This is a genomic window from Sinorhizobium kostiense, assembly GCF_017874595.1.
Lineage (GTDB): Bacteria > Pseudomonadota > Alphaproteobacteria > Rhizobiales > Rhizobiaceae > Sinorhizobium > Sinorhizobium kostiense.
In genome coordinates, this window is the sequence record NZ_JAGILA010000002.1 from 1,117,853 (window position 1) to 1,137,971 (window position 20,119).

Here is a 20,119-nt window from a genome sequence, read left to right on the forward strand (position 1 = left end):
TTTCCCCGCTCGCGGGGAGAAGGATATGCCGCAATTCAAAGTGCTACAGCGACATTTGCGCCTCTTCCTGGAACGCGCGGCGCTGTAGCCATCAAGGTCAGGAGTCCGCACATGTCCAAACTGCTCGTCAAACCGAAGGCACAGTCCGGCCTGATGCAGGAGATCACGCCAGAGAGCGCCGGCTGGACCTATGTCGGTTTCGCGCTCAATCGGCTGAAAGCGGGCGAGACGGTCGGCGGGGAAGCCGGCGACAAGGAACTCTGCCTGGTGCTCGTCTGCGGCAAGGCGCAGATTACCGTCGACGGCGAGGACTTCGGCGAGCTTGGCGAGCGCATGACGCCATTCGAAGGCCAGCCCTATGCGGTCTACGTGCCGAAGGGCAGCAGCTGGCGGGCGGACGCCACCACCGGTCTCGATCTTGCCGTTTGCTCGGCGCCCGGCGGCGAAGGCTTCAAGGCTAAGGTCATCCGCCCGGGCACGCATCCGCAGATGACCCGCGGCAAGGGCACCAATACCCGTTATGTCACCAACATCATGCCGGAAGACGACGGCTCGGCTCAGTCGCTGCTCGTGGTCGAGGTGATCACGCCCGGCGGGCACACCTCCTCCTATCCGCCGCACAAGCACGACCAGGACAATCTGCCGGCCGAAAGCTACCTCGAGGAAACCTACTACCATCGCCTGAACCCGCCGCAGGGTTTCGCCATGCAGCGCGTCTATACGGACGACCGCTCGCTTGACGAGACCATGTCGGTGGAGGACGGCGACGTGACGCTGGTTCCGAAGGGTTACCACCCGGTCGCCGCGGTCCATGGCTATGACTCGTACTACCTCAATGTCATGGCCGGGCCGAAGCGGATCTGGAAGTTCCACAACGCCAAGGAACACGAGTGGCTGTTCACCGGGGTTTAAACCCGTGGGGAACTCTCTGGACGAATGAGAACGGCGCTCTACCCTTCCTCTCCGGGGAGAATGGAGCGTTCGGAATGCATATCGAAGGCGAGTGCCATTGCGGCTTCGTGACTTACGAAGCGGACATCGATCCCGAACTTGTTGCAATCTGCCATTGCACCGACTGCCAGCGACTGACGGGGGCGGCCTATCGCGTGAGCGCCAGCACGCCGAGCACGTCCTTCCGGCTGACGGGCGGGGACCCCAAGCTTTACATCAAGATCGCCGAAAACGGGCGAAAGCGCCTGCAATACTTCTGTCCGCAATGCGGCTCCCCGATCTATACGACCGGAACGGACGAGGACGCCAAGGAGGTCGGCATCCGGCTCGGTACGATCAACCAGCGGCGCGAGCTCAAGCCGCGGAAGCAGATCTGGTGCTCCTCAGCCCTGCCATGGATCGGAGACGTGGCCGGCCTGCCCGGACGTCCGCGGGGATAGCCGGACTTAGAGCCTTTCCGGGTTAAATGGAAACATTCTGCCGGAGCAGGTTTTCGTCAGGGCAGAGGCGATCGCCGCAGGTCGTACCCGGAGGTACGGCCGAGGCGATCGCCTCTGCTCCTGGCGGAAAGATGCCCGGCCACTGCACGTCTCCTTGAAGCGATCTCGCTTCAAGGACAAAGACATGCAGCAATTCAAAGTGCTACAGCGACCTTTGCGCGTCTGATAAGACGCGCGGCGCTGTAGAGGTTGGCTGAAGCGGGCGGCCTGTTTGCCCGGCTGGCTTGGCCGTATGCTTTGGCTACGCCGCGCGCCAGCCGGGCAAACATTCCGCTCCGCTTGAGCCAACAGAATTGTTTCCATTTAACCCGGAAAGACTCTAGGCGACCGGATAGGGTCCGTCCGCAAAGACCGTGTCGTGGTATCCCTTGGAACCGATCTCGCGGGCGAGCGGACTGAGGAAGTCCTTGCCATTGCGCAGAGATTTCAGCACGTGGCGGAAATCGTATTTCGGCCGCCAGCCGAGCGACGCCATCGCACTTGCGCTCACATAGACACGGTCGATCGTCGGGAAAAGTTTCCAGCCACGCGCGGCATAAAGCGCCTCGCACTCCGGAAAATGACGCAGTACGACAGATGGAGCATCGGCGCGCAGCTCGGCGAGATCGTCACGTGTAAATGGCGTCGGTGCGGAGACGATATAGCGGCCGAAGCGGATCTCCTTCGCTCTCTCGAGCGCCGCGAGATGCGCGCTCACCACGTCCTCGATGTCGGCGCGCCGATAGAGCAGCTCATTCGCCTGCACATTGGCGATTTCATAACGGCTGCGGACATTGGCATCGTCGTCCGCCTCGGGAAAGAAACGCGAGGTGCGCAGGATGATGGTGGCAAGCCCGTGCCGGCGTGCAAAGAGCTCGCACAGCCCCTCCGCCGCGACCTTGCTGACGCCGTATATGTTGCGCGGCACAGCCATCACGTCCTCGGTGATCCAGGCGGCCGGCTTGTCGGGCGCCGGCGTCAGCGCCGAACCGAAGGCGCTCGTGGTGCTGGTAAAGACGAAGGCGCCGACGCCAGCCTCCGCGGCCTCTTCGAGCAGGTTGAGCGTACCGGCTATGTTGGTCTCGACGAATTCGGAATAGCGATGGCTCGCGACATGCGGTTTGTGCAACGTCGCCGCGTGAATGACGGCGCGCGCGCCCTTGAGCGCGCGGCTGACGAACGCTCGGTCGCCGATCGTTCCGATAAAATCGGTGAAATCAGAGCGTTTGATATCGATGCCGCGCACGTCGCGACCTGCTCCGCGCAGCACCCGCACCAGCGCCTCACCCAGATGGCCGGCGCTTCCCGTCACCAGAATCGTCATGCGTCACTCCTCGTTTTACTGAGGCTAGCCGGGGCCACCGGGGAGGAACAACGCATAAATTATACGTCGCGATCACATGAGCGTCGTCACGAGGCGACCTGACGCCCCATCGGTGAGCGGAATCTTCTCCCAAAGCACGCGGCCGGCGACGATCGGAACGTCGCCGCTGCCGTTCGGGCCGGTATCGACGACCAGCGACGCCAGGCGGCTCTCGTACCAGCCAAGATCTGCAAGGTCACTTTCCGCCTTCTGGATCTCCGCCGAGGCGTAACGGAACATCAGCGCTCCGAGCATATCCTGCCGCCACTCCGCCCGACGTGGTAGGGAGGCCGCCAGCAGCCGGTGCGAATGGTCGCAGATCAGGTGAACCCGGGCCGTCGATGTTTCGACCAGCCGCTTGAGCGCGGCATCGGCTGTCGACGATCCAGCAAAGAGGCGTTCCAGCGCCCGTTGCTGATTGTCCGAGGGCGTGAGCACGCCTGCTTCCCAGCGCGACACGGTCGCCTGCGTGACCTGCAGGAGTTCCGCCACATGGCTCTGCTTCATGCCGTTCAGAAGCCGCAGCCGCTTCAGGGCCTGCCCCGTATAAAGCATTGCACCCTCCGTGAAGGTCGTGCGCATCGATGCCCCTTGCCAGACCGCCTGCGCTTTGCGGCAAGTCGATTGAGAGGCTATACGACCAGGACGGCTCAACCAAGAACAGCGACGGAGCGGGCGTGAAAAAGGGCCATTTCAGGGTGCTGCCGCGCCGCATTGCCGGCGTCGACGTGGTTGAGGCCGCCACCGACCACACGTTTGCGCGCCACACGCACGAGCAGTTCGGAATCGGCCTGATCCATGAGGGGGCGCAGACGTCATTGAGCGGCCGCGGCATCGTCGAGGCGAAAGCGGGCGACGTGATCACCGTCAATCCAGGCGAGGTTCATGACGGCGCGCCGATCGACGGCAAGGGCCGTTCCTGGCGGATGCTCTATCTCGAACCTTCGCTGTTTGCCGCCGCGGTCGACGACATCAGCGAAGGGCGGATGCGGACCTGCGAATTCGCCCACCCCGTGATCAGCAATGCCGGGCTTGCCACCCGCTTTCGCGCAATCTTCGCGGCTGCCGCGACCGTGAACAGCCCCGACACGGTGCTTCGCTGGGAAGAGCTTGCCGTCACGCTCATCGCCGAGGCGACGGCGCTTGCCCCGCCGCCAGGCGCTCCGGGCAAGGTGCCGAAGGCGATCGCTGCCGCCGTTAGCCTGATCGACGACGACCCGCTGGCGCCCGTCACCCTCGCCGACCTTGCATGCGAGAGCGGCCTGAGCCGGTTCCAGGTCGTGCGCGGCTTTGCGAGAGCGACTGGGCTTACACCGCATGCCTATCTCATCCAGCGGCGGATCGACATCGTCCGTCGGTCGATCGCCGCGGGGATGCCGCTTGCGGAAGCCGCAATTGCCGGCGGCTTTGTCGACCAGAGCCACATGACGCGCGTCTTCGTGCGCAAATACGGCTTTTCGCCCGGCACCTATGCGCGCGCGGTGAATTGAGACCTGCAATTCCGTACAAGATCGCCGCCCTTCGATCGGGTTTTCTGCCGTCATCGATAACGGAACGGTGGAACGATGTCGAAGCAGCTTCAGGGATATCTATACCTATCGCTCGCGATGATGCTCGTGGGCAGCACCGTGGTTGCCAGCAAAGTCATAGCGTCCGGGCTGCCGCCGTTCATGGCAACGGCACTACGCTTCGCCATCGCGCTGCCTCTCTTCCTGATCCTGATGCGGGTAACCGCAACGCCGTGGCCGCGCCTCGCGAAAGGCGACTGGCGCGTCCTGCTCCTCCAAGCGGGCGCCGGCAGCGTCGGCTATACGACGCTGCTCATCTCCGGCCTGAAGCTGACGCCCGCCGCCGATGCCGGCATCATCATCGGTACGCTTCCCGCCGTCTCGGCGGCCATCGCCATACTCGTGTTGGGCGAGAGGCCGCACCGATTTGTGCTTCTTTCGATCGCGCTTGCCGCCGCGGGCGTCCTCGCAATAGTCCTGCCTGATGCCGGCGGCGCGCACTCACTCGTCGGCAGCGCCCTGATCTTCGGCGCAGTCGTCTGCGAAGGCCTCTTCATTCTCATCGGCAAGCGCCTCGAAACCGAGGTCCCGCCGCTGGCGCTGTCGACGCTGGTGGCTGCCCTCGGCGGCGCGATTGCCGCTCCCTTCGCGGTAGCGGAGTTTCCCTCGGCGGCTGCGGCAAGCGGGCCCGCCCTTGCTGCGGTGGTCTACTATGCGCTGGTACCGACAGTCGGGGGTTTCCTGCTATGGTATGCGGGGCTCGCCAAGGTGAGCGGCACGGAGGCCTCGGTCTTCACCGCTCTGGCACCTGTGTTCGCCGTTCTCCTCGCCGCTTCCGTCCTCGGCGAACCGATTGCTGCCAACCAGACGATCGGGATAGCCTGCGTGCTGATCGCCGTCCTAGTTCTCGGCTTTCGGGCGAACAATCGTCAAGACGCAGGACAGAGAAGGCCTGATGCGGCCGAGCCCTCAACGAATCTATAAAGACCGTGACCTCATGTACTTTCGCCACTCAGACGACATCTGGAAGGATTTCCCCGAACTCGCCGCAGGCGCGCTTCGAACCGAGGGCATTCGCAAGGACGTCGCGGTCGAGAAGCATGTCGCCAATTTCGAGGCGATGGCGAGAGCACGGCTTTCGGAGCGCACGGAGAGCGAATTACCGGAGATCCAGGCCTGGCGCCGCGGCTTCGCACGTATGGGACTTAAGCCGACGCAATATCGCTCAGCCTCCGAGGCGCTTCTCAGGCGATTCCGGAAGGAGGGAGCGCTGCCGAAAATTCATCCGATGATCGACCTCTGCAACGCCGCTTCGCTTGCATATGCCATTCCGGTCGCTGTTTTCGATCTGGCGAGGATCACCGGCGATCTCGAAGTCCGACCTGCTGTCGGCGATGAAATCTACACGACATTCGCCGGCGACGTGGAATTGCCGGAGCTCCAGGAAGTGATCTTCGCCGACGCGAGCGGACGTGCGCATGCGCGGCGCTGGACCAACCGCCAGAGCGGCTACTCTGCGGTGCGAGACGAGACTGCAAGTGTGTTGATCGTCGCAGAAGCTCTGCACGTCGGCGCCGAGCCCGATGTAAGACAGCTCATCGACGAGCTCTCTGTGGCCATCCGCGCGATCTGGTCCGTCAATCCGCGAAGCGCCATCTTGAACCGCTCGGCGCCGCGCTTCGATTGCTGAAGGAAAAGGCCTCTGTTTCCGTCATGCCGCCTTGGCGACGTGATACTCCTTGACCGCCACCATCTTGACCGCCGGATAGCGTTCCGACTCGTAACGCAGCGAGAAGCCGTCCTGCGCCATGAACACCGGATCGCCGTCGAGATCGCGGGCGATGTCGCCACGATGGGCGGAGATGAACTTGTCGAGGTCGGCCGGGAGATCGGCGGATATCCAACGGCAAACGGAGAAGCGCGACATCTCGAAGGAGACGGGCAGGCCATATTCCGCCTGAAGACGTTCCTTGAGGACGTCCAATTGCAGCGCGCCGACGACGCCGACGATCGCAGGCGCCCCGTCATCCGGGGAGAAGAGCTGGACGACGCCCTCCTCCGCCATCTGCTGCAGCGCCTCCTTCAGCTTCTTCGCCTTCATCGCATCCTCGAGCCGCACGCGGCGGAGAATTTCCGGCGCGAAGTTCGGCACGCCCTGGAAGACGAGCGGCTCGCCTTCGGTCAGCGTGTCGCCGATCCTAAGCGTTCCGTGGTTCGGGATGCCGACCACGTCGCCGGCAAAGGCGGTGTCGGCGAGTTGACGCTGCGAGGCGAAGAAGAATTGCGGCGCCGTCAGGCCCATCTGCTTGCCGGTGCGCGACAGACGCGCCTTCATGCCGCGTGCCAGCTTGCCCGAGCAGACGCGGACGAAGGCGATGCGGTCTCGGTGGTTTGGATCCATATTCGCCTGGATCTTGAAGACGAAGGCGGTCATGCGATCGTCCGTCGCCTCTACGGTGCGGATATCGGCGACCTGGGCGCGCGGCGGCGGCGCGAAGTCGCTGAGCGCGTTGATGAGGTCTCGGACACCGAAGTTGCGGAGAGCCGAGCCGAAGAAGACCGGTGTCAGATGGCCTTCGAGGAAAGCCTTGCGGTCGAAAGGCTTGCAGGCCTCGATCGCCAGCGTCGTCTCCTCGATGAAGGCTTCGCGCTCGTTCTCGGGCAGGCGGTGAGAGGCCATTTCGGGGTCATTGACCTTGGTTAGCCGCTCCTGCGTATCGGCGCCGCGCACCTCGTTGGTGGCAAGATGATAGGTGCCGCAGAAAGTTTTCGAGCGGCCGATCGGCCAGGTGACCGGCGCGCAGTCGAGTGCTAGCTTCCCCTCGACTTCGTCGAGGATCTCGAACGGATCGCGGCTCTCCCGGTCCATCTTGTTGACGAAGGTGATGATCGGGATATCGCGCAGGCGGCAGACCTCGAACAGCTTCAACGTGCGCGGCTCGATACCCTTGGCGGCGTCTATGACCATGACAGCCGCATCGACCGCCGTCAGTGTCCGGTAGGTGTCGTCGGCAAAATCCTCGTGGCCGGGCGTGTCGAGCAGGTTGAACACGGTGTCGTTATATTCGAAGGTCATAACCGAGGTCACGACCGAGATGCCGCGCTCGCGCTCGATCTTCATCCAATCCGAGCGGGTCTGGATGCGGTCCTTCTTGGCCTTGACTTCACCCGCGAGTTGGATCGCGCCGCCGAAGAGGAGGAGCTTTTCGGTGAGCGTCGTCTTACCGGCGTCCGGGTGTGAAATGATCGCAAATGTGCGGCGGCGGGAGACCGCCTCGGCAATGCTTTCGGCCATGATCGAGGTTCCTGTGAGTTGCGGCGTCTTTACAGGTTCAAGGGCCAATATGCAATTGACTGCCGGGAGACCGATGCTGTTATGACGGAATGATCATGAACGCGCCCGATAGCCAGCCCGCCCTCACAATCATCCGCCTGCCGCATGCAGACGGTCTCGAACTACCCGCCTACGAGACGGCAGGCGCAGCCGGCATGGACCTGCGCGCGGCTGTCATGGCCGAGGCGCCGGTGACGATCCCACCGGGCGGCCGGGCGCTCGTCCCGACCGGCTTCATCTTCGAGATCCCTGCCGGTTACGAGGGCCAAGTGCGGCCGCGCTCCGGGCTCGCCTTCAAGCACGGCATCACCTGCCTCAATACGCCGGGCACGATCGACAGCGATTATCGCGGCGAGGTGAAGGTGCTGCTCGTCAATCTGGGCCAGGAGGATTTCACGGTCGAGTGCGGCATGCGCATCGCCCAGATGGTGATCGCCCCGGTGATCCAGGTGACCGTGCGCGAGGGGGACGGCGCCAGCGCGACCGCGCGCGGCGCCGGCGGCTTCGGCTCGACCGGGTCCAGCTAATGCATGTCGCCCAAAGTGTGCAGCGGTTTGTGGACAACGACATGCATCAAACAAGGACCTAGAGGGGCGGCAGCCGGCGCTTGACCGGCGTCGACTTGACGATCGAGGTATTGGTCTGCGCCTTCTCGGCAATGCGGTCGAGAATGGTATCGAGTTCTGCCATGTCGCGCACCAGCATCTTGGCAACGAAGCAGTCGTCGCCCGTGACCTTGTCGCATTCGACGATTTCCGGTGTCTCCTGGATCAGCCTGTCGACAATGTGCAGCATGCCCGGCATCGGTCGGACGCGGACGACCGCCTGCAGCGGATAGCCGAGCCGGGCGGGATTGACGGAGATGGTGAAGCCATCGAGCACGCCGCGTTCCTCGAGCTTGCGCAGCCGCTCGGCCGCGCTCGGCGAGGAGAGCCCCGCCTCCTGCGCGAGTTCCTTCAGCGACACCCGGGCATTGGCGGCCAGAATTTCGAGGATGCGTCGGTCGAGTTCGTCCAGCATGAATATTCCCATTAGTAAGAAAGCGAGATTTCCCTTTTATAATTAGGTATTGTCCCACATTCTCCTTTCGGGATCCATATCGATCGGCCATACGGCTCACTATTCTTGCGCCAGATCGAAGGAGAAATGGCCATGGATAAGGATGTCCGGCGCGGAAGCGCGGAAATGACGGCGGCAATGCTGATCTCGGGAACGATCGGATGGTTCGTGCTGACGTCGGCCCAGACGGTCACCGGCGTCGTCTTCTGGCGCTGCGTCTTCGGGGCGGCAACGCTTGCCCTTCTGGCGGCGCTCTTCGGCCTCCTCGACCTCCGCCATCTGCGCATGAAGGTCATGGTTCTGTCGGCGCTTGGCGGGGTTGCGATCGTCGTCAACTGGCTGCTGCTTTTCGCTGCCTATCCGCGCGCCTCGATCTCCATCGCGACGATGGTCTACAACACCCAGCCATTCATGCTGCTCGGACTGGGCGCATTTTATCTCGGAGAGCGGATCACCGGCAGCAAGCTTTTCTGGCTCTCGGTATCCTTTGCGGGAATGATCGCGATCGTTTCCGCCAAGCCTGCCGGCGCATATGAACCCAGCGACTATCTCGTCGGCATCGGGCTCGCGCTTGCAGCAGCCTTCTTCTATGCCATCGCGGCGATCGTCACCAAGCTCCTCAAGGGCACACCGCCGCAGCTGATCGCACTGATCCAGGTGATCACAGGCGCCGTGATGCTGGCGCCCTTCGCGCTCGCCAACCCGCTGCCACAGGACGAAACGCAATGGGTGCTGCTGATCGTTATCGGCGTTGTCCATACCGGGGTCATGTACATTTTGCTCTATGGCGCGATCCAGAGGCTGCCGACCCATGTCACGGGAGCGCTTTCCTTCATCTATCCGATCGCCGCAATCCTTGTCGACCGTATTGCATTAGGGCATGCGCTGCAGCCGGTGCAGATCGCCGGCTCGGCCGCGATCCTGCTCGCGGCAGCCGGCACCAATCTCGGCTGGACCATTCGATCGATCCCCGTTATCAAACGCGAAACCGAACGGAGTTCCTCGTGATCACCTGCTACCTGAAATATGTCATCGATCCATACAAGCTTAAGGAATTCGAGCACTACGCCAAGCTCTGGATCCCGCTGGTCGATCGGCTCGGCGGCAAGCATCACGGCTACTTCATGCCGCATGAAGGGGCGAACAACATCGCGCTCGCGCTCTTCAGTTTTCCATCGCTTGCCGCCTACGAAGCCTATCGGGAGAAGATGGCGGCGGATCCAGATTGCCAGGCGGCCTTCGGCTATGCCGAGGAGACACGCTGCATCGTAAGCTACGAACGGAGCTTCATGCGCCCAGTCTTCGAGTAGCTACGCGATAGCCAGTTCTTAGCGAAAAATGTCGCTGATGCGCTCGGGTGGCATTTTGCTTTGCGTGGGGCGCGCGCTAAAACAGGGCAAACTGCAAGGAAGAACCCCATGACGCTCGCAACCCTTCTCGCCTATAGCGGTGCTCTCTTCATTGCTGCGGCCATACCAGGGCCCGGTGTGACGGCGGTCGTGGCGCGGGCGCTCGGGTCCGGTTTTCGCGAGACCTTCTTCATGGGCCTCGGCCTTATCCTCGGCGATATGCTCTATCTAACGGCCGTCGTGCTCGGGCTGGCCTTTATCGCCCAGACCTTCACGACCGGCTTTTTTGTCGTGAAGATCGCCGGCGCGCTCTATCTTTGCTATGTCGCCTGGAAGCTCTGGACCGCGGGCCTGCTGCCGCATGAGGTGGAGGCACGGAAATCGGCAAATGCCGCGATGTCCTTCCTTTCGGGGCTGCTGGTGACGCTCGGCAATCCAAAGACCATGCTGTTCTACGTGGCGCTGGTACCGACGCTGATCGATCTCGCCTCGATCGGCATCGAGGACTACGGACTACTGCTCGCTGCCACTTTCCTGGTCCTCTTGACAGTGCTGCTGCCTTACATGCTGCTTGCTGCACGCGCCCGTGCCCTTCTGAAGCAGCCCAAAGCACTGACGGCGCTCAACCGCGCAGCCGCCGGCATTCTCGGCGGCACCGCGGCTTATATCGCCACCCGCGCCACCTGAAAAAAGATTTCCCAACCGGAGGTGTTATAACCGTTTTTTTGTCTCGGCTGGCCCTTTTCCACGGCGTTCGCGCTCTGGCTTGGCTCGATCAATCTTCCTATGCTTGCGACAATTGTTTCGAAATGGGAGAAAACGAAATGCCCGAAGCGCGCAAGCCCGGCCGCGGCCGCATCTATTCCTCGATCACCGAAACGATCGGCGACACTCCCATCGTGCGGCTGGACAAGCTTGCCAAGGCCAAGGGGGTCAAGGCGAACTTGCTCGCCAAGCTCGAATTCTTCAATCCGATCGCCTCCGTCAAGGACCGGATCGGCGTCGCCATGGTGGAATCGCTCGAGGCTCAGGGCAGGATTGCTCCCGGCCGCACGACCCTCATCGAGCCGACCTCCGGCAATACCGGCATCGCGCTTGCCTTCGTCGCGGCCGCCAGAGGCTACAAGCTGATCCTTACCATGCCGGAGACGATGTCGGTCGAACGGCGCAAGATGCTGGCGCTGCTTGGTGCTGAACTGGTGCTGACGGAGGGCTCCAAGGGAATGAAGGGTGCAATCGCCAAAGCGCAGGAACTCACCGAGACGCTGCCCGAGGCGATCATCCCCCAGCAGTTCGAAAATCCGGCCAACCCGGAAATCCACCGCCGGACGACGGCCGAGGAGATCTGGAACGACACCGACGGTGCCGTCGACATCCTCGTATCGGGCATCGGCACCGGCGGCACGATCACCGGTGCCGGTCAGGTCCTGAAGGAGCGCAAGCCGTCTGTGAAGGTAGTGGCCGTCGAACCCGAAGAATCGCCTGTCCTCTCCGGCGGCGCACCCGGCCCGCACAAGATCCAGGGCATCGGCGCCGGCTTCGCCCCTCCGATCCTCGACACCTCCATTTATGACGAGGTGATCACCGTCAATGCCGGCGAAGCCGTCGAGGCCGCGCGCCTCGTCGCGAGGCTCGAAGGCGTGCCGGTCGGCATCTCCGCCGGGGCGGCGCTCCAGGCGGCGATCGAGGTCGGCCTGCGCGAGGAAAACGCCGGCAAGAATATCGTCGTCATTATCCCGTCGTTTGCGGAGCGCTACCTCTCAACCGTGCTGTTCGAGGGGCTGGGGGTTTAGGCCGAGCGCCATCCCTTCTGGCCTTATCCTGGTCAAAGCCAAGGAAAAGGGCGCTAAGCCGCCGCTGGCAAACGCTCTCCCGCGACACGGTAGGAGATCGCCTCGGCGAGGTGGATGCGGCCGACCGTCGCCGCACCATCGAGGTCAGCGAGCGTGCGCGCCACCTTCAGGACGCGATGGTAGCCCCGGGCCGAAAACTTCATCTTCTCCGCCGCATCCCTGAGGAGCTGCAAACCAGCGGCGTCGGGCTCGGCGATCTTCTCGATCATCGCCGTCGATGCGCGGGCGTTGCTCGTCAGTTTCGGATGGCCGAGCGCGGCGAAGCGGCCCGCCTGCAGCTCACGGGCGCGCGCAACCCGCCTTGCGACATCGGCACTCGCCTCGGCCGTGCCGGGGCGGATCAGGTCGGCGGCGCTCACGGCGGGCACGTCGATGCGGATGTCGATCCGGTCCATGAGTGGTCCTGAGATCCGCGCCTGGTAATCGGCCATGCAGCGCGGCCCGCGGGCACAGCTATGGCCCGGCTCGCCGGCCATGCCGCAGCGGCAGGGGTTCATGGCCGCAACGAGCTGGATCGCCGCCGGATAGCTGACGCGGTGATTGGCGCGGGCAATCACGCATTCGGCCGTTTCCAGCGGCTGGCGCAGCGCATCGAGCACTTGCGGGGAGAATTCCGGAAATTCGTCGAGAAATAGGACGCCGTGATGCGCGAGCGACGCCTCGCCGGGCTTTGCCCTGTTCCCGCCACCGATCAAGGCCGCCATGGTGGCCGAATGGTGCGGCGCGCGGAACGGCCGCCGGTCGGAGAGCTTGCCGCCCGGCAATTGTCCGGCGACCGAATGGACCATCGATACTTCGAGCAGTTCGGCAGGCGAGAGCGGCGGCAGGATCGACGGAAGGCGTGCGGCCAGCATCGACTTGCCGGAGCCGGGCGGGCCGACCATCAGGAGGTTGTGGTTCCCGGCGGCGGCAACTTCCAGCGCCCGCTTGGCGCTTTCCTGACCCTTGATGTCGGCGAGATCCGGCAGGTTGGCGGCCGTCGCCCGCACCGAGGGTTCCGGGCGGGAGGTGACCTGGGTGCCGCGGAAATGGTTGGCGATCGCGATCAGACTTCGCGGCGCGAGGATGTCGATCTCTGCCCCGGCCCAGGCCGCCTCCGGACCGCTTTCGGCCGGGCAGATCAGCCCCTTGCCGAGTGCATTGGCACCGATCGCTGCCGGAAGCGCGCCGGCAACGGGGGCGATCGTCCCATCGAGATTGAGTTCGCCGATGACGACATAGCCGGAAAGCGCATCCGCGGGAATCGCCCCGAGCGCCGCCATCAGGCCGAGCGCGATCGCCAGATCGAAGTGGCTGCCCTCCTTCGGCAGGTCGGCCGGCGCCAGATTGACGGTCACGCGCTTGGCCGGCAGCGCCAGGCCGGAGGCATGGAGCGCCGCCTGCACGCGCTCGCGACTCTCGGCGACGGCCTTGTCAGGCAGCCCGACGATCTGCATGCCGACCTTGCCGGGCGCAACCATCACCTGGACGTCGACCGGAACGCCTTCAATCCCCTGAAATGCCACGGTACTGACGCGTGCGACCATGATGCCCCCTGCCCGACGTGCTTTCACCGCTACAACCGCCGCCGGTGCCGAACCAATCTTGCACGGTACGCGCTCAAAAACAAGAACAATAATAGAACAAATGGCCGATGGGCGCAGGCGCCGCGGGAGCAGCACCTTCGCGTCAGGTGATCAGCCGCGCTTCTTCTCGATAGCGTCCCAGAGCAGGCTTGCGACATCGGCACCGCCGAAGCGCTTCACCTCGCGAATGCCCGTCGGCGAGGTGACATTGATCTCGGTCATGTAGTCGCCGATCACGTCAATGCCCACGAAAAGGAAGCCGCGCTCCTTTAGCGCCGGGCCGATACGGGCGCAGATCTCGCGCTCGCGGGCAGTGAGTTCCGTCGCCTCGGCGCGTCCGCCCACATGCATGTTGGAGCGGGCGTCGTGCTCTGCCGGCACACGGTTGATCGCGCCGACCGGCTCGCCGTCGACGAGCAGGATGCGCTTGTCGCCCTTCCTGACCTGCGGCAGGTATTCCTGCGCGATGAAGGGCTCGCGGAACATCTGACCGAACATTTCGAGCAGAGAGGAGAGGTTCCGATCGTCGCGCGCGGAGTGGAAGACGCCGGCGCCACCATTGCCATAGAGGGGTTTGAGGATGATGTCGCCCATCTCCTGACGGAAGCGGGCGATTTCGCCCGGATCGCGGGTGATCAGCGTCTTCGGCATCAGGTCCGGGAACTCGGTGACGAAGATCTTCTCCGGCGAGTTGCGGACCCAGGCCGGGTCGTTGACGACCAAGGTTTTCGGATGCAGGCGCTCGAGCAGATGCGTCGAGGTGATATAGGCCATGTCGAAGGGCGGATCCTGGCGAAGCAGGATGACGTCCATGGTCGAAAGGTCCACCCGCTCCGGCTCGCCGAGCGTGAAGTGGTCACCCTTGACATCGCGCAACGTCATCTGCTGCGCCGTCGCATGGACCTTGCCGTCACGCAAGGACAGCTTGTCGGGCGTATAGTGGAACAGCCGATAGCCGCGGGCCTGCGCTTCGAGGCTCATCGCGAAAGTCGAATCGCCCGTAATGGTGATGCCCGACACATGGTCCATCTGGACCCCGACATTGACGATTCTTGCCATCTTCCCGTTCCCGATTGAATCCCGACCCGCACAATTCCCTGGACCGGCATCGGCTGGAGCTGGAATTATGCGGCAAATCAAAGCGCTATACGGGACGCCGCCGCATGTACGCTCGCAACATGTAGAACGCGCAAGGCGCTCAGGCAAGAAGGCGGCGGCTTCATCCAACCCGGAGGGCGCGGCGGATTTCGCGCCTGACGGCGTCGACAAGTTTTGCAAATTTTATTCGAAGCCCTCGACGACGCAGGTGATGAGGTCGTGATCGGACAGGGGACGACCGGACGCGTCGAGCGAGGGAATGATGCGGCTTTCGTTGATCCTCAAGCCGCGCGCGAGGAACCAGTCGAGCTTCATCGCCCGCTCCGGCCAGCGCGTGATCAGGCTGGGGCGGGTCGTCGTCTGATCGATCGGGCCGCCATGGCGGGTGAAGCCGCGCGCGGCGCTCATCTCGAACAGCCCCTCCGCCTCGAAGTCTCCGCCGATATGATTGCCGGTATTGAGATCGCCGCCGATCAGGATGGGAAGCCCGGGAAACGCCGCCTCCAGTCGATCGATCAGCTCCTTCACCTGTCGTTCGCGACAGGCGGCAGTCGTGGCGCTTTCGAGATGGGTGGAGACAGCGACGAAGGGGCCTGCCTCGGTCTCAACGACACCGCCGACTGCGATACGCTCGCCAAGCCGCGGCTGGTCGGTATCCGTGAACCACAGGCGCTCGCCCCAGAGCCGCGATAGCAGAGGTCGGCGGAGGGGAACGGAACTCAGAAAGGCATTGCCGTGGAAACCCTTTTCGTTGGCGTCGTCCTTGCAGAAGTCGCGCTCCGTCTCCGATCCCAACCCGAGTTCAAGGAACTCGACTCCATAGGCATATTGCATGCCGAGCGCCATCGCGACTTCCGCCGTCGTGTGGCGCTGGCTCGTACGGGCCATGCCGTAGTCCATTTCGGAAAGCATCACCAGCGACGCGCCAGTCGCACGGAGATGCTCGGCGCTTTCTCGCGGAAACAGACAGCGCTCGAGGTTCCAGGCGGCGACCGTGAAGGGAAAGGCGAGCGGTCCGTCCGAAGCAGTGATGCCGCCGACCTCGATCCTGTTCATCGCTTCGATGCCTGCCATCGCCGCATCATGGGCGGCTATGCTGCGCTCGATGAGAGCGACATCGTTGCGGCTCTGTTCAGAGGGGATGGCGAGCGTCGATACGGTCTCTTCGATCACAATGCGGGCTCCACATTGACGATTTCTCGGTGCGCAGGCGCGGCACCCACCTTCTGGCGATAGAGCCGCTTGCCAGTCTCCGCCGAGAAAAAATGCAGTCGTTCGGTGGATATGGTGATCGCGAGCACATCTGCAAGCGGCGCCTCCGGCGCAAGCGCCACGGTCAGTGCCTGATCCTCGACCATACCATGAACGAGGCGCTGCGCCCCGAGTTCCTCGACATAGTCGACGCGGAAGACGAGCGTCTCGTCGCCGATCGCCGCCGGGCGCAGGTCCTCGGCCCTGAGGCCAACGGTCACCCGGCCTTGCGCGGGCGCCGGATAGCCAAGTTCGATCGCATGGGTGCCGATGTGCAGGCTGCCTCCTTCAAGGCTGCCTTTGACAAGGTTCATGGCGGGCGAACCGATGAAGCTCGCTACGAAAGTGGAAGCCGGCGCATGATAGACGTCGAGCGGCCGGCCAATCTGCTCGATCCGGCCGCCATTCAGCACGACCAGCCTGTCGGCGAGCGTCATCGCCTCGAGCTGGTCGTGGGTGACGTAGAGCGAGGTCGTGCCGAGGCGCTTCTGCAGCCGCTTGATCTCGCCCCGCATCGAGACGCGCAGTTTGGCGTCGAGATTCGACAGCGGCTCGTCGAACAGGAAGGCAGCGGGCTTGCGGACGATCGCCCTGCCCATGGCGACGCGCTGGCGCTGGCCGCCCGAGAGCGCTCGCGGCTTGCGGTCGAGATAAGGCTCGATCTCCAGCATGCGCGCGGCATCAGTGACACGCGCGTCGATCTCCGTCTTCGGTGTCTTGCGGTTCTTCAAGCCATAGGCGAGGTTCTCGTAGACGGTCATGTGCGGATAGAGCGCATAGTTCTGGAAGACCATGGCGATGTCGCGCTCGGCCGGATCGACCTCGTTGACGATGCGTGTTCCAATCTTCACCGTGCCCTTCGAGACCGTCTCAAGCCCGGCAACCATGCGCAGCAGTGTGGACTTGCCGCAGCCCGAAGGGCCGACGAGCACGATGAACTCCCCGTCCTCGATATCGATCGAGACGGATTTCACGGCTTCGACGCCGCCCGCGTAGATTTTCGAGACCTCTGCGATGTCGATCGCTGCCATTGGCTGCCTCCGTTGATGATTGCAGGTTGCCGGGCGCGCCCGCACCCTTGTCGTTCGTTATTTGTCGCTCTCGGTCAGCCCCTTGATGAACCAGCGCTGGAAGATCACGACGATCAGCACCGGCGGCAGCATGGCAAGGATCGCCAGCGCGAAGGCCTCGTTGTAATCGGGGATATTGGAGCCGACCCAGACCAGCAGAATCTGCTTGATGCCGCGTACCAGCGTGAAGAAGCCCTCGTCCGTCGTCATCAGGGTCGGCCAGAGATACTGATTCCAGCCGTAAACGAACATGATGATGAAGATCGCCGCCATCATCGTGCGCGAGAGCGGCACCAGCACGTCTATGAAGAACTTGAACGGACCGGCACCATCGATGCGGGCGGCCTCCAAGAGCTCGTCCGGCACCGACTTGAAAAACTGACGGAAATAGAAGGTGCCGGTTGCGGACGCCAGAAGCGGTACGATCAGCCCCGTATAGGTATTGGTGAGCTTCAGCGCATTCATTACCTCGTAGGAGGGCAGGATGCGGACTTCGAGCGGCAGAAGAAGCGTCGTGAAGATCACCCAGAAGAAGAAGGTCGCGAGCGGAAAACGGAAGTAGACGATCGCATAGGCCGCGAGCATCGAGAGCACGATCTTGCCGATCGCGAAGCCGAGACCGAGGATCATCGAATTCATCATCATGTTGAAGCCGGTGACCTTGCCGGTGAAGCCGCCCTCGCGGGTCAGCACCGTCCCATAGGTCTCGGCGAAATGGCCACCCCAGGTCAGGCTCAATCCTTTGCGGTGGATGTCGGCCGCCTCGTGGGTGGAGGTCATGAAGGCGACCACGACCGGCGCCACCATGATGAAGACGCCGATCAGGAGAATGACGTGGTCGAGAATTTTCGTGCGATGCATCGGCGCCACCTCAATTGTAGTGCACGCGCCGCTCGATGAAGCGGAACTGGAAGATGGTGAGCACGAAGACGACCAGCATCAGGATCACCGATTGCGCCGAGGATCCGCCGAGGTCGTTGCCGCGGAAACCGTCCATGTAGACCTTGTAGACGAGCGTGATCGGGTTGTTGGCGGCCTTGTCCTTCACCATCACGTCGATGACGCCGAAGGTGTCGAAGAGCGAATAGGTAATGTTGATGATCAGCAGGAAGAAGGCGGTGGGCGCCAGCAGAGGCAGGATGACTGTCCAGAACCTGCGCAGCTCCGAACGGCAGTCGATTGCCGCCGCCTCGCGCACCGAAACCGGTATGCCCTGCAGGCCCGAGAGGAAGAAGATGAAATTATAGGGAATCTGTTTCCAGACCGAGACGACGATCATCGCGAAAGCCGTGTCGCCGTAGTTAAGGCCGACCTTGATCTCCCAGCCGAACCAGCGGGCGAGCTCGACGATCGGGCCGATATGCTGGTCGAAAAACATCATGCCGATCAGGCCGGCGACCGGCGGCGCGATCGCATAGACCCAGATCAGCAGCGTCTTGTAGGCGGCATTGCCGCGAATGACCCCGTCCGCCTTGACGGCGAGCAGGAGCCCGATCGACAGCGCGAAGAAGGTGACGAGTGCGGTGAAAATGGCGGTGAAGCGCGCGATCCCGAGATATTCGCCGGACTTCAGCACGTCGGTGTAATTGCCAAGCCCGACGAAGGTGGAGCCGAAGCCGAAGGGATCCTCGAGATAGAAGGAGGAGTGGATCGCCTGCGCCGACGGCCAGTAGAAAAAGGTGAAGATGATCGCAAGTTGTGGCGCGAGGAAGAGATAGGGGAGCAAGCGCGACGTGAATTGCACGCGCTTGGCGGCGGTCTGCCCGTGTTGGCCTGACGCGCCCGTCACCCGGCCTGCCGGCCACCTTCTCCCCGTCAGGGCGGGGAGAAGGGTCGTCCCATCGGAGCTTTGGCTCATCGAAATCAGCCGGCCGTCTTGGCGAAACGGGCGAGCAGTTCGTTGCCTTCCCGCTCGATCGTCTCAAGCGCGTCCTTGACCGTGGTTTCGCCCGAGAAGATGCGGCCGTATTCGCGCTCCATGATCTCGCGGATCTGCGGATAGAAGCCGAGGCGGTAACCCTTCGACCATTCGCCGGCGGGCAGCAGGAGCTGCTTGATACCGACCTCGGCAACCGGCGTCTGCTTGTAGTAACCGTCCTTTTCAGCGAGCTCATAGGCCGCCTTGGTGATGGCAACGTAGCCGGTGGCCTTGTGGTAGAAGTACTGGATTTCCGGCGAAGTCAGGAACTGGAAGAAGTCTGCCACGCACTTGTTTTCTTCATCCGGCTTGCCGGACATGGCGAAGAGCGCCGCGCCGCCGATGAAGGAGTTGGTGCCGGCGCCCTCAATCGCCTCCCAGTAGGGCAGGAAGGTCGCGGAGAAGGGCATGGTGGCCGTCTTCTGCAAACCGCCAAAGGAACCGGAAGAACCGATCCAGAAGGCGGCCTTGCCCTCTTCGAAGACCTTCTGGTTGTCGGCCCAACCGGCGCCATAGAAGGCGAAGTGGCCCTCATCCTTCCAGGCCTTCAGTTTCTCGAACATCATCTGGAGGTTTGGATCCGTCACCTTCAGCGTGGTATCGACGACGCTGTCGTAGCCGTTGTTGTTGGTGGCGAACTGAATGTTGTTGCGCGAGAAGAAATTCTCGGTGAACTGCCAGGTGAGCTGCGACTGGACGAGCGGAATGTAACCCGCCTCTTTCAGCTTCGGAGCGATGGCTTCGAACTCTTCCCAGGTCTTCGGCGCTTCGGCGCCGGCCTTCTTGAGCGCCTCGTCGTTGATATACATGATCGGCGCCGAGGAATTGAACGGCATGCCGACGAACTTGCCGTCGCTGTCGGCGTAGAAATAACGCACGCCGTCGATGAAGGCGCCGCGGTCGAAGCTGTAACCGGCCTTGGTGATCAGGTCTTCCGCCGGGATGACCGCGCCTTTGGCATTGATGATTGTCGCCGCACCGGCATCGAAGACCTGCAGGATGTTCGGCTGTTCGCCCGAGCGGAAGGCGGCGATGCCGGAAGCGAGCGCCTCTTCATAGGTGCCCTTGCTGACCGGGGTCAGAACGCAGGCGCTCTGGGCCGCGTTGAATTTCTGGGCGACCTCGTTGATCACCTCGCCATTGCGGCCGGCCATGCCGTGCCACCAGCTGATGTTGGTCGCGGCCAGCGACGTCGTTGCGGAAAATGCAAAGGTTACGGCTGCAAGCAAAGCTTTCCTGATCATGTCCCTGTCCTCTCCACCGTGGTTGCGGTCGGCAGTGGACTAGTGGCCTTCAATGACAGACAGGTAATGCTTCTGTG

21 protein-coding genes are annotated in these 20,119 nt (G+C 63.0%); 10 read left to right on the forward strand and 11 right to left on the reverse strand.

The genetic code is table 11. The features are described from left to right. Positions 1–111 precede the first annotated feature (111 nt). Positions 112–912 (forward strand): 5-deoxy-glucuronate isomerase, encoded by an 801-nt coding sequence (iolB, locus tag J2Z31_RS11700; RefSeq protein ID WP_209602048.1) that lies wholly within the window; start codon positions 112–114, stop codon positions 910–912. Between the two features lie 74 nt (positions 913–986). Beyond that, the gene (locus J2Z31_RS11705) at positions 987–1,391 is read left to right on the forward strand and encodes a GFA family protein (RefSeq protein WP_209602049.1); all 405 of its coding nucleotides are present in this window, start codon (positions 987–989) and stop codon (positions 1,389–1,391) included. Positions 1,392–1,770: 379 nt separating this feature from the next. Here the strand turns inward: J2Z31_RS11705 and J2Z31_RS11710 are convergent, their stop codons facing one another. Together J2Z31_RS11710 and J2Z31_RS11715 are read right to left on the reverse strand one after the other, a co-directional pair. Further along, positions 1,771–2,754 (reverse strand): NAD-dependent epimerase/dehydratase family protein, encoded by a 984-nt coding sequence (locus J2Z31_RS11710; RefSeq protein WP_209602050.1) that lies wholly within the window; start codon positions 2,752–2,754, stop codon positions 1,771–1,773. Between the two features lie 72 nt (positions 2,755–2,826). Continuing rightward, positions 2,827–3,348 carry a helix-turn-helix transcriptional regulator gene (locus J2Z31_RS11715; RefSeq protein WP_209602303.1) on the reverse strand — a complete coding sequence of 174 codons (522 nt, stop codon included), beginning with the start codon at positions 3,346–3,348 and terminating at the stop codon, positions 2,827–2,829. 122 nt (positions 3,349–3,470) lie between these two features. Between J2Z31_RS11715 and J2Z31_RS11720 the strand changes: the two genes are divergently transcribed. The 3 genes from J2Z31_RS11720 to J2Z31_RS11730 all read left to right on the forward strand — a co-directional run bounded on the left by J2Z31_RS11720 (position 3,471) and on the right by J2Z31_RS11730 (position 5,991). Further along, positions 3,471–4,283, forward strand: coding sequence for an AraC family transcriptional regulator (locus J2Z31_RS11720; RefSeq protein WP_209602304.1), 813 nt, complete (start codon positions 3,471–3,473; stop codon positions 4,281–4,283). Between the two features lie 75 nt (positions 4,284–4,358). Further along, positions 4,359–5,285, forward strand: a complete 927-nt coding sequence (locus J2Z31_RS11725) for a DMT family transporter (RefSeq protein WP_209602051.1) — start codon at positions 4,359–4,361, stop codon at positions 5,283–5,285. 13 nt (positions 5,286–5,298) lie between these two features. Continuing rightward, a complete protein-coding gene (locus J2Z31_RS11730; protein ID WP_209602052.1) occupies positions 5,299–5,991 on the forward strand; it encodes a B3/B4 domain-containing protein in 693 nt (230 codons plus the stop codon). 21 nt (positions 5,992–6,012) lie between these two features. Here the strand turns inward: J2Z31_RS11730 and J2Z31_RS11735 are convergent, their stop codons facing one another. After that, positions 6,013–7,596, reverse strand: a complete 1,584-nt coding sequence (locus J2Z31_RS11735) for a peptide chain release factor 3 (RefSeq protein WP_209602053.1) — start codon at positions 7,594–7,596, stop codon at positions 6,013–6,015. Positions 7,597–7,691: 95 nt separating this feature from the next. Here J2Z31_RS11735 and dut point away from each other — a divergent pair, with 95 nt between their 5' ends. After that, on the forward strand, positions 7,692–8,162 hold the full coding sequence (gene dut, locus J2Z31_RS11740; protein ID WP_209602054.1) for a dUTP diphosphatase: 471 nt from the start codon (positions 7,692–7,694) through the stop codon (positions 8,160–8,162). Positions 8,163–8,220: 58 nt separating this feature from the next. Here the strand turns inward: dut and J2Z31_RS11745 are convergent, their stop codons facing one another. Next, entirely contained in the window at positions 8,221–8,655 is a 435-nt protein-coding gene (locus J2Z31_RS11745; protein ID WP_209602055.1) for an Lrp/AsnC family transcriptional regulator, read from the reverse strand. A gap of 132 nt (positions 8,656–8,787) precedes the next feature. Between J2Z31_RS11745 and J2Z31_RS11750 the strand changes: the two genes are divergently transcribed. The 4 genes from J2Z31_RS11750 (at position 8,788) to cysK (ending at position 11,836) form a co-directional block, all read left to right on the forward strand. Further along, positions 8,788–9,702, forward strand: a complete 915-nt coding sequence (locus J2Z31_RS11750; protein WP_209602056.1) for a DMT family transporter — start codon at positions 8,788–8,790, stop codon at positions 9,700–9,702. After that, positions 9,699–10,004 carry an NIPSNAP family protein gene (locus J2Z31_RS11755; protein WP_209602057.1) on the forward strand — a complete coding sequence of 102 codons (306 nt, stop codon included), beginning with the start codon at positions 9,699–9,701 and terminating at the stop codon, positions 10,002–10,004. The genes J2Z31_RS11750 and J2Z31_RS11755 overlap by 4 nt, the downstream gene beginning before the upstream one ends. Positions 10,005–10,112: 108 nt before the next feature. Then, the gene (locus J2Z31_RS11760) at positions 10,113–10,730 is read left to right on the forward strand and encodes a LysE family translocator (protein WP_209602058.1); all 618 of its coding nucleotides are present in this window, start codon (positions 10,113–10,115) and stop codon (positions 10,728–10,730) included. 137 nt (positions 10,731–10,867) lie between these two features. Further along, positions 10,868–11,836 (forward strand): cysteine synthase A, encoded by a 969-nt coding sequence (cysK, locus tag J2Z31_RS11765; RefSeq protein ID WP_209602059.1) that lies wholly within the window; start codon positions 10,868–10,870, stop codon positions 11,834–11,836. Positions 11,837–11,889: 53 nt separating this feature from the next. Here cysK and J2Z31_RS11770 read toward each other — a convergent pair whose 3' ends face one another. The 7 genes from J2Z31_RS11770 to J2Z31_RS11800 form a co-directional block, all read right to left on the reverse strand. Then, entirely contained in the window at positions 11,890–13,422 is a 1,533-nt protein-coding gene (locus J2Z31_RS11770; RefSeq protein ID WP_209602060.1) for a YifB family Mg chelatase-like AAA ATPase, read from the reverse strand. A 150-nt stretch (positions 13,423–13,572) separates the two neighbouring features. Beyond that, the gene (gene gshB, locus J2Z31_RS11775; protein WP_209602061.1) at positions 13,573–14,520 is read right to left on the reverse strand and encodes a glutathione synthase; all 948 of its coding nucleotides are present in this window, start codon (positions 14,518–14,520) and stop codon (positions 13,573–13,575) included. 222 nt (positions 14,521–14,742) lie between these two features. Continuing rightward, complete coding sequence (locus J2Z31_RS11780) at positions 14,743–15,732, reverse strand: endonuclease/exonuclease/phosphatase family protein (RefSeq protein ID WP_209602062.1); 990 nt, start codon at positions 15,730–15,732, stop codon at positions 14,743–14,745. Further along, positions 15,729–16,841 (reverse strand): sn-glycerol-3-phosphate import ATP-binding protein UgpC, encoded by a 1,113-nt coding sequence (locus J2Z31_RS11785; RefSeq protein ID WP_209602063.1) that lies wholly within the window; start codon positions 16,839–16,841, stop codon positions 15,729–15,731. The genes J2Z31_RS11780 and J2Z31_RS11785 overlap by 4 nt, the downstream gene beginning before the upstream one ends. A gap of 57 nt (positions 16,842–16,898) precedes the next feature. After that, positions 16,899–17,741, reverse strand: coding sequence for a sn-glycerol-3-phosphate ABC transporter permease UgpE (gene ugpE, locus J2Z31_RS11790; RefSeq protein ID WP_209602064.1), 843 nt, complete (start codon positions 17,739–17,741; stop codon positions 16,899–16,901). A 10-nt stretch (positions 17,742–17,751) separates the two neighbouring features. After that, positions 17,752–18,738, reverse strand: a complete 987-nt coding sequence (locus J2Z31_RS11795; protein WP_234939363.1) for an ABC transporter permease subunit — start codon at positions 18,736–18,738, stop codon at positions 17,752–17,754. 5 nt (positions 18,739–18,743) lie between these two features. Next, positions 18,744–20,042 carry an extracellular solute-binding protein gene (locus tag J2Z31_RS11800; RefSeq protein WP_209602065.1) on the reverse strand — a complete coding sequence of 433 codons (1,299 nt, stop codon included), beginning with the start codon at positions 20,040–20,042 and terminating at the stop codon, positions 18,744–18,746. Positions 20,043–20,119 lie beyond the last annotated feature (77 nt).

Excerpts from the sequence above, each read along its gene's own strand:
- iolB (WP_209602048.1), top strand. The coding sequence starts at position 112 with ATGTCCAAACTGCTCGTCAAACCGAAGGCACAGTCCGGCCTGATGCAG.
- J2Z31_RS11705 (WP_209602049.1), top strand. The coding sequence starts at position 987 with ATGCATATCGAAGGCGAGTGCCATTGCGGCTTCGTGACTTACGAAGCG.
- J2Z31_RS11710 (WP_209602050.1), bottom strand. The coding sequence starts at position 2,754 with ATGACGATTCTGGTGACGGGAAGCGCCGGCCATCTGGGTGAGGCGCTG.
- J2Z31_RS11715 (WP_209602303.1), bottom strand. The coding sequence starts at position 3,348 with ATGCTTTATACGGGGCAGGCCCTGAAGCGGCTGCGGCTTCTGAACGGC.
- J2Z31_RS11725 (WP_209602051.1), top strand. The coding sequence starts at position 4,359 with ATGTCGAAGCAGCTTCAGGGATATCTATACCTATCGCTCGCGATGATG.
- J2Z31_RS11730 (WP_209602052.1), top strand. The coding sequence starts at position 5,299 with ATGTACTTTCGCCACTCAGACGACATCTGGAAGGATTTCCCCGAACTC.
- J2Z31_RS11735 (WP_209602053.1), bottom strand. The coding sequence starts at position 7,596 with ATGGCCGAAAGCATTGCCGAGGCGGTCTCCCGCCGCCGCACATTTGCG.
- dut (WP_209602054.1), top strand. The coding sequence starts at position 7,692 with ATGAACGCGCCCGATAGCCAGCCCGCCCTCACAATCATCCGCCTGCCG.
- J2Z31_RS11745 (WP_209602055.1), bottom strand. The coding sequence starts at position 8,655 with ATGCTGGACGAACTCGACCGACGCATCCTCGAAATTCTGGCCGCCAAT.
- J2Z31_RS11750 (WP_209602056.1), top strand. The coding sequence starts at position 8,788 with ATGGATAAGGATGTCCGGCGCGGAAGCGCGGAAATGACGGCGGCAATG.
- J2Z31_RS11760 (WP_209602058.1), top strand. The coding sequence starts at position 10,113 with ATGACGCTCGCAACCCTTCTCGCCTATAGCGGTGCTCTCTTCATTGCT.
- cysK (WP_209602059.1), top strand. The coding sequence starts at position 10,868 with ATGCCCGAAGCGCGCAAGCCCGGCCGCGGCCGCATCTATTCCTCGATC.
- J2Z31_RS11770 (WP_209602060.1), bottom strand. The coding sequence starts at position 13,422 with ATGGTCGCACGCGTCAGTACCGTGGCATTTCAGGGGATTGAAGGCGTT.
- gshB (WP_209602061.1), bottom strand. The coding sequence starts at position 14,520 with ATGGCAAGAATCGTCAATGTCGGGGTCCAGATGGACCATGTGTCGGGC.
- J2Z31_RS11785 (WP_209602063.1), bottom strand. The coding sequence starts at position 16,841 with ATGGCAGCGATCGACATCGCAGAGGTCTCGAAAATCTACGCGGGCGGC.
- ugpE (WP_209602064.1), bottom strand. The coding sequence starts at position 17,741 with ATGCATCGCACGAAAATTCTCGACCACGTCATTCTCCTGATCGGCGTC.
- J2Z31_RS11795 (WP_234939363.1), bottom strand. The coding sequence starts at position 18,738 with ATGAGCCAAAGCTCCGATGGGACGACCCTTCTCCCCGCCCTGACGGGG.
- J2Z31_RS11800 (WP_209602065.1), bottom strand. The coding sequence starts at position 20,042 with ATGATCAGGAAAGCTTTGCTTGCAGCCGTAACCTTTGCATTTTCCGCA.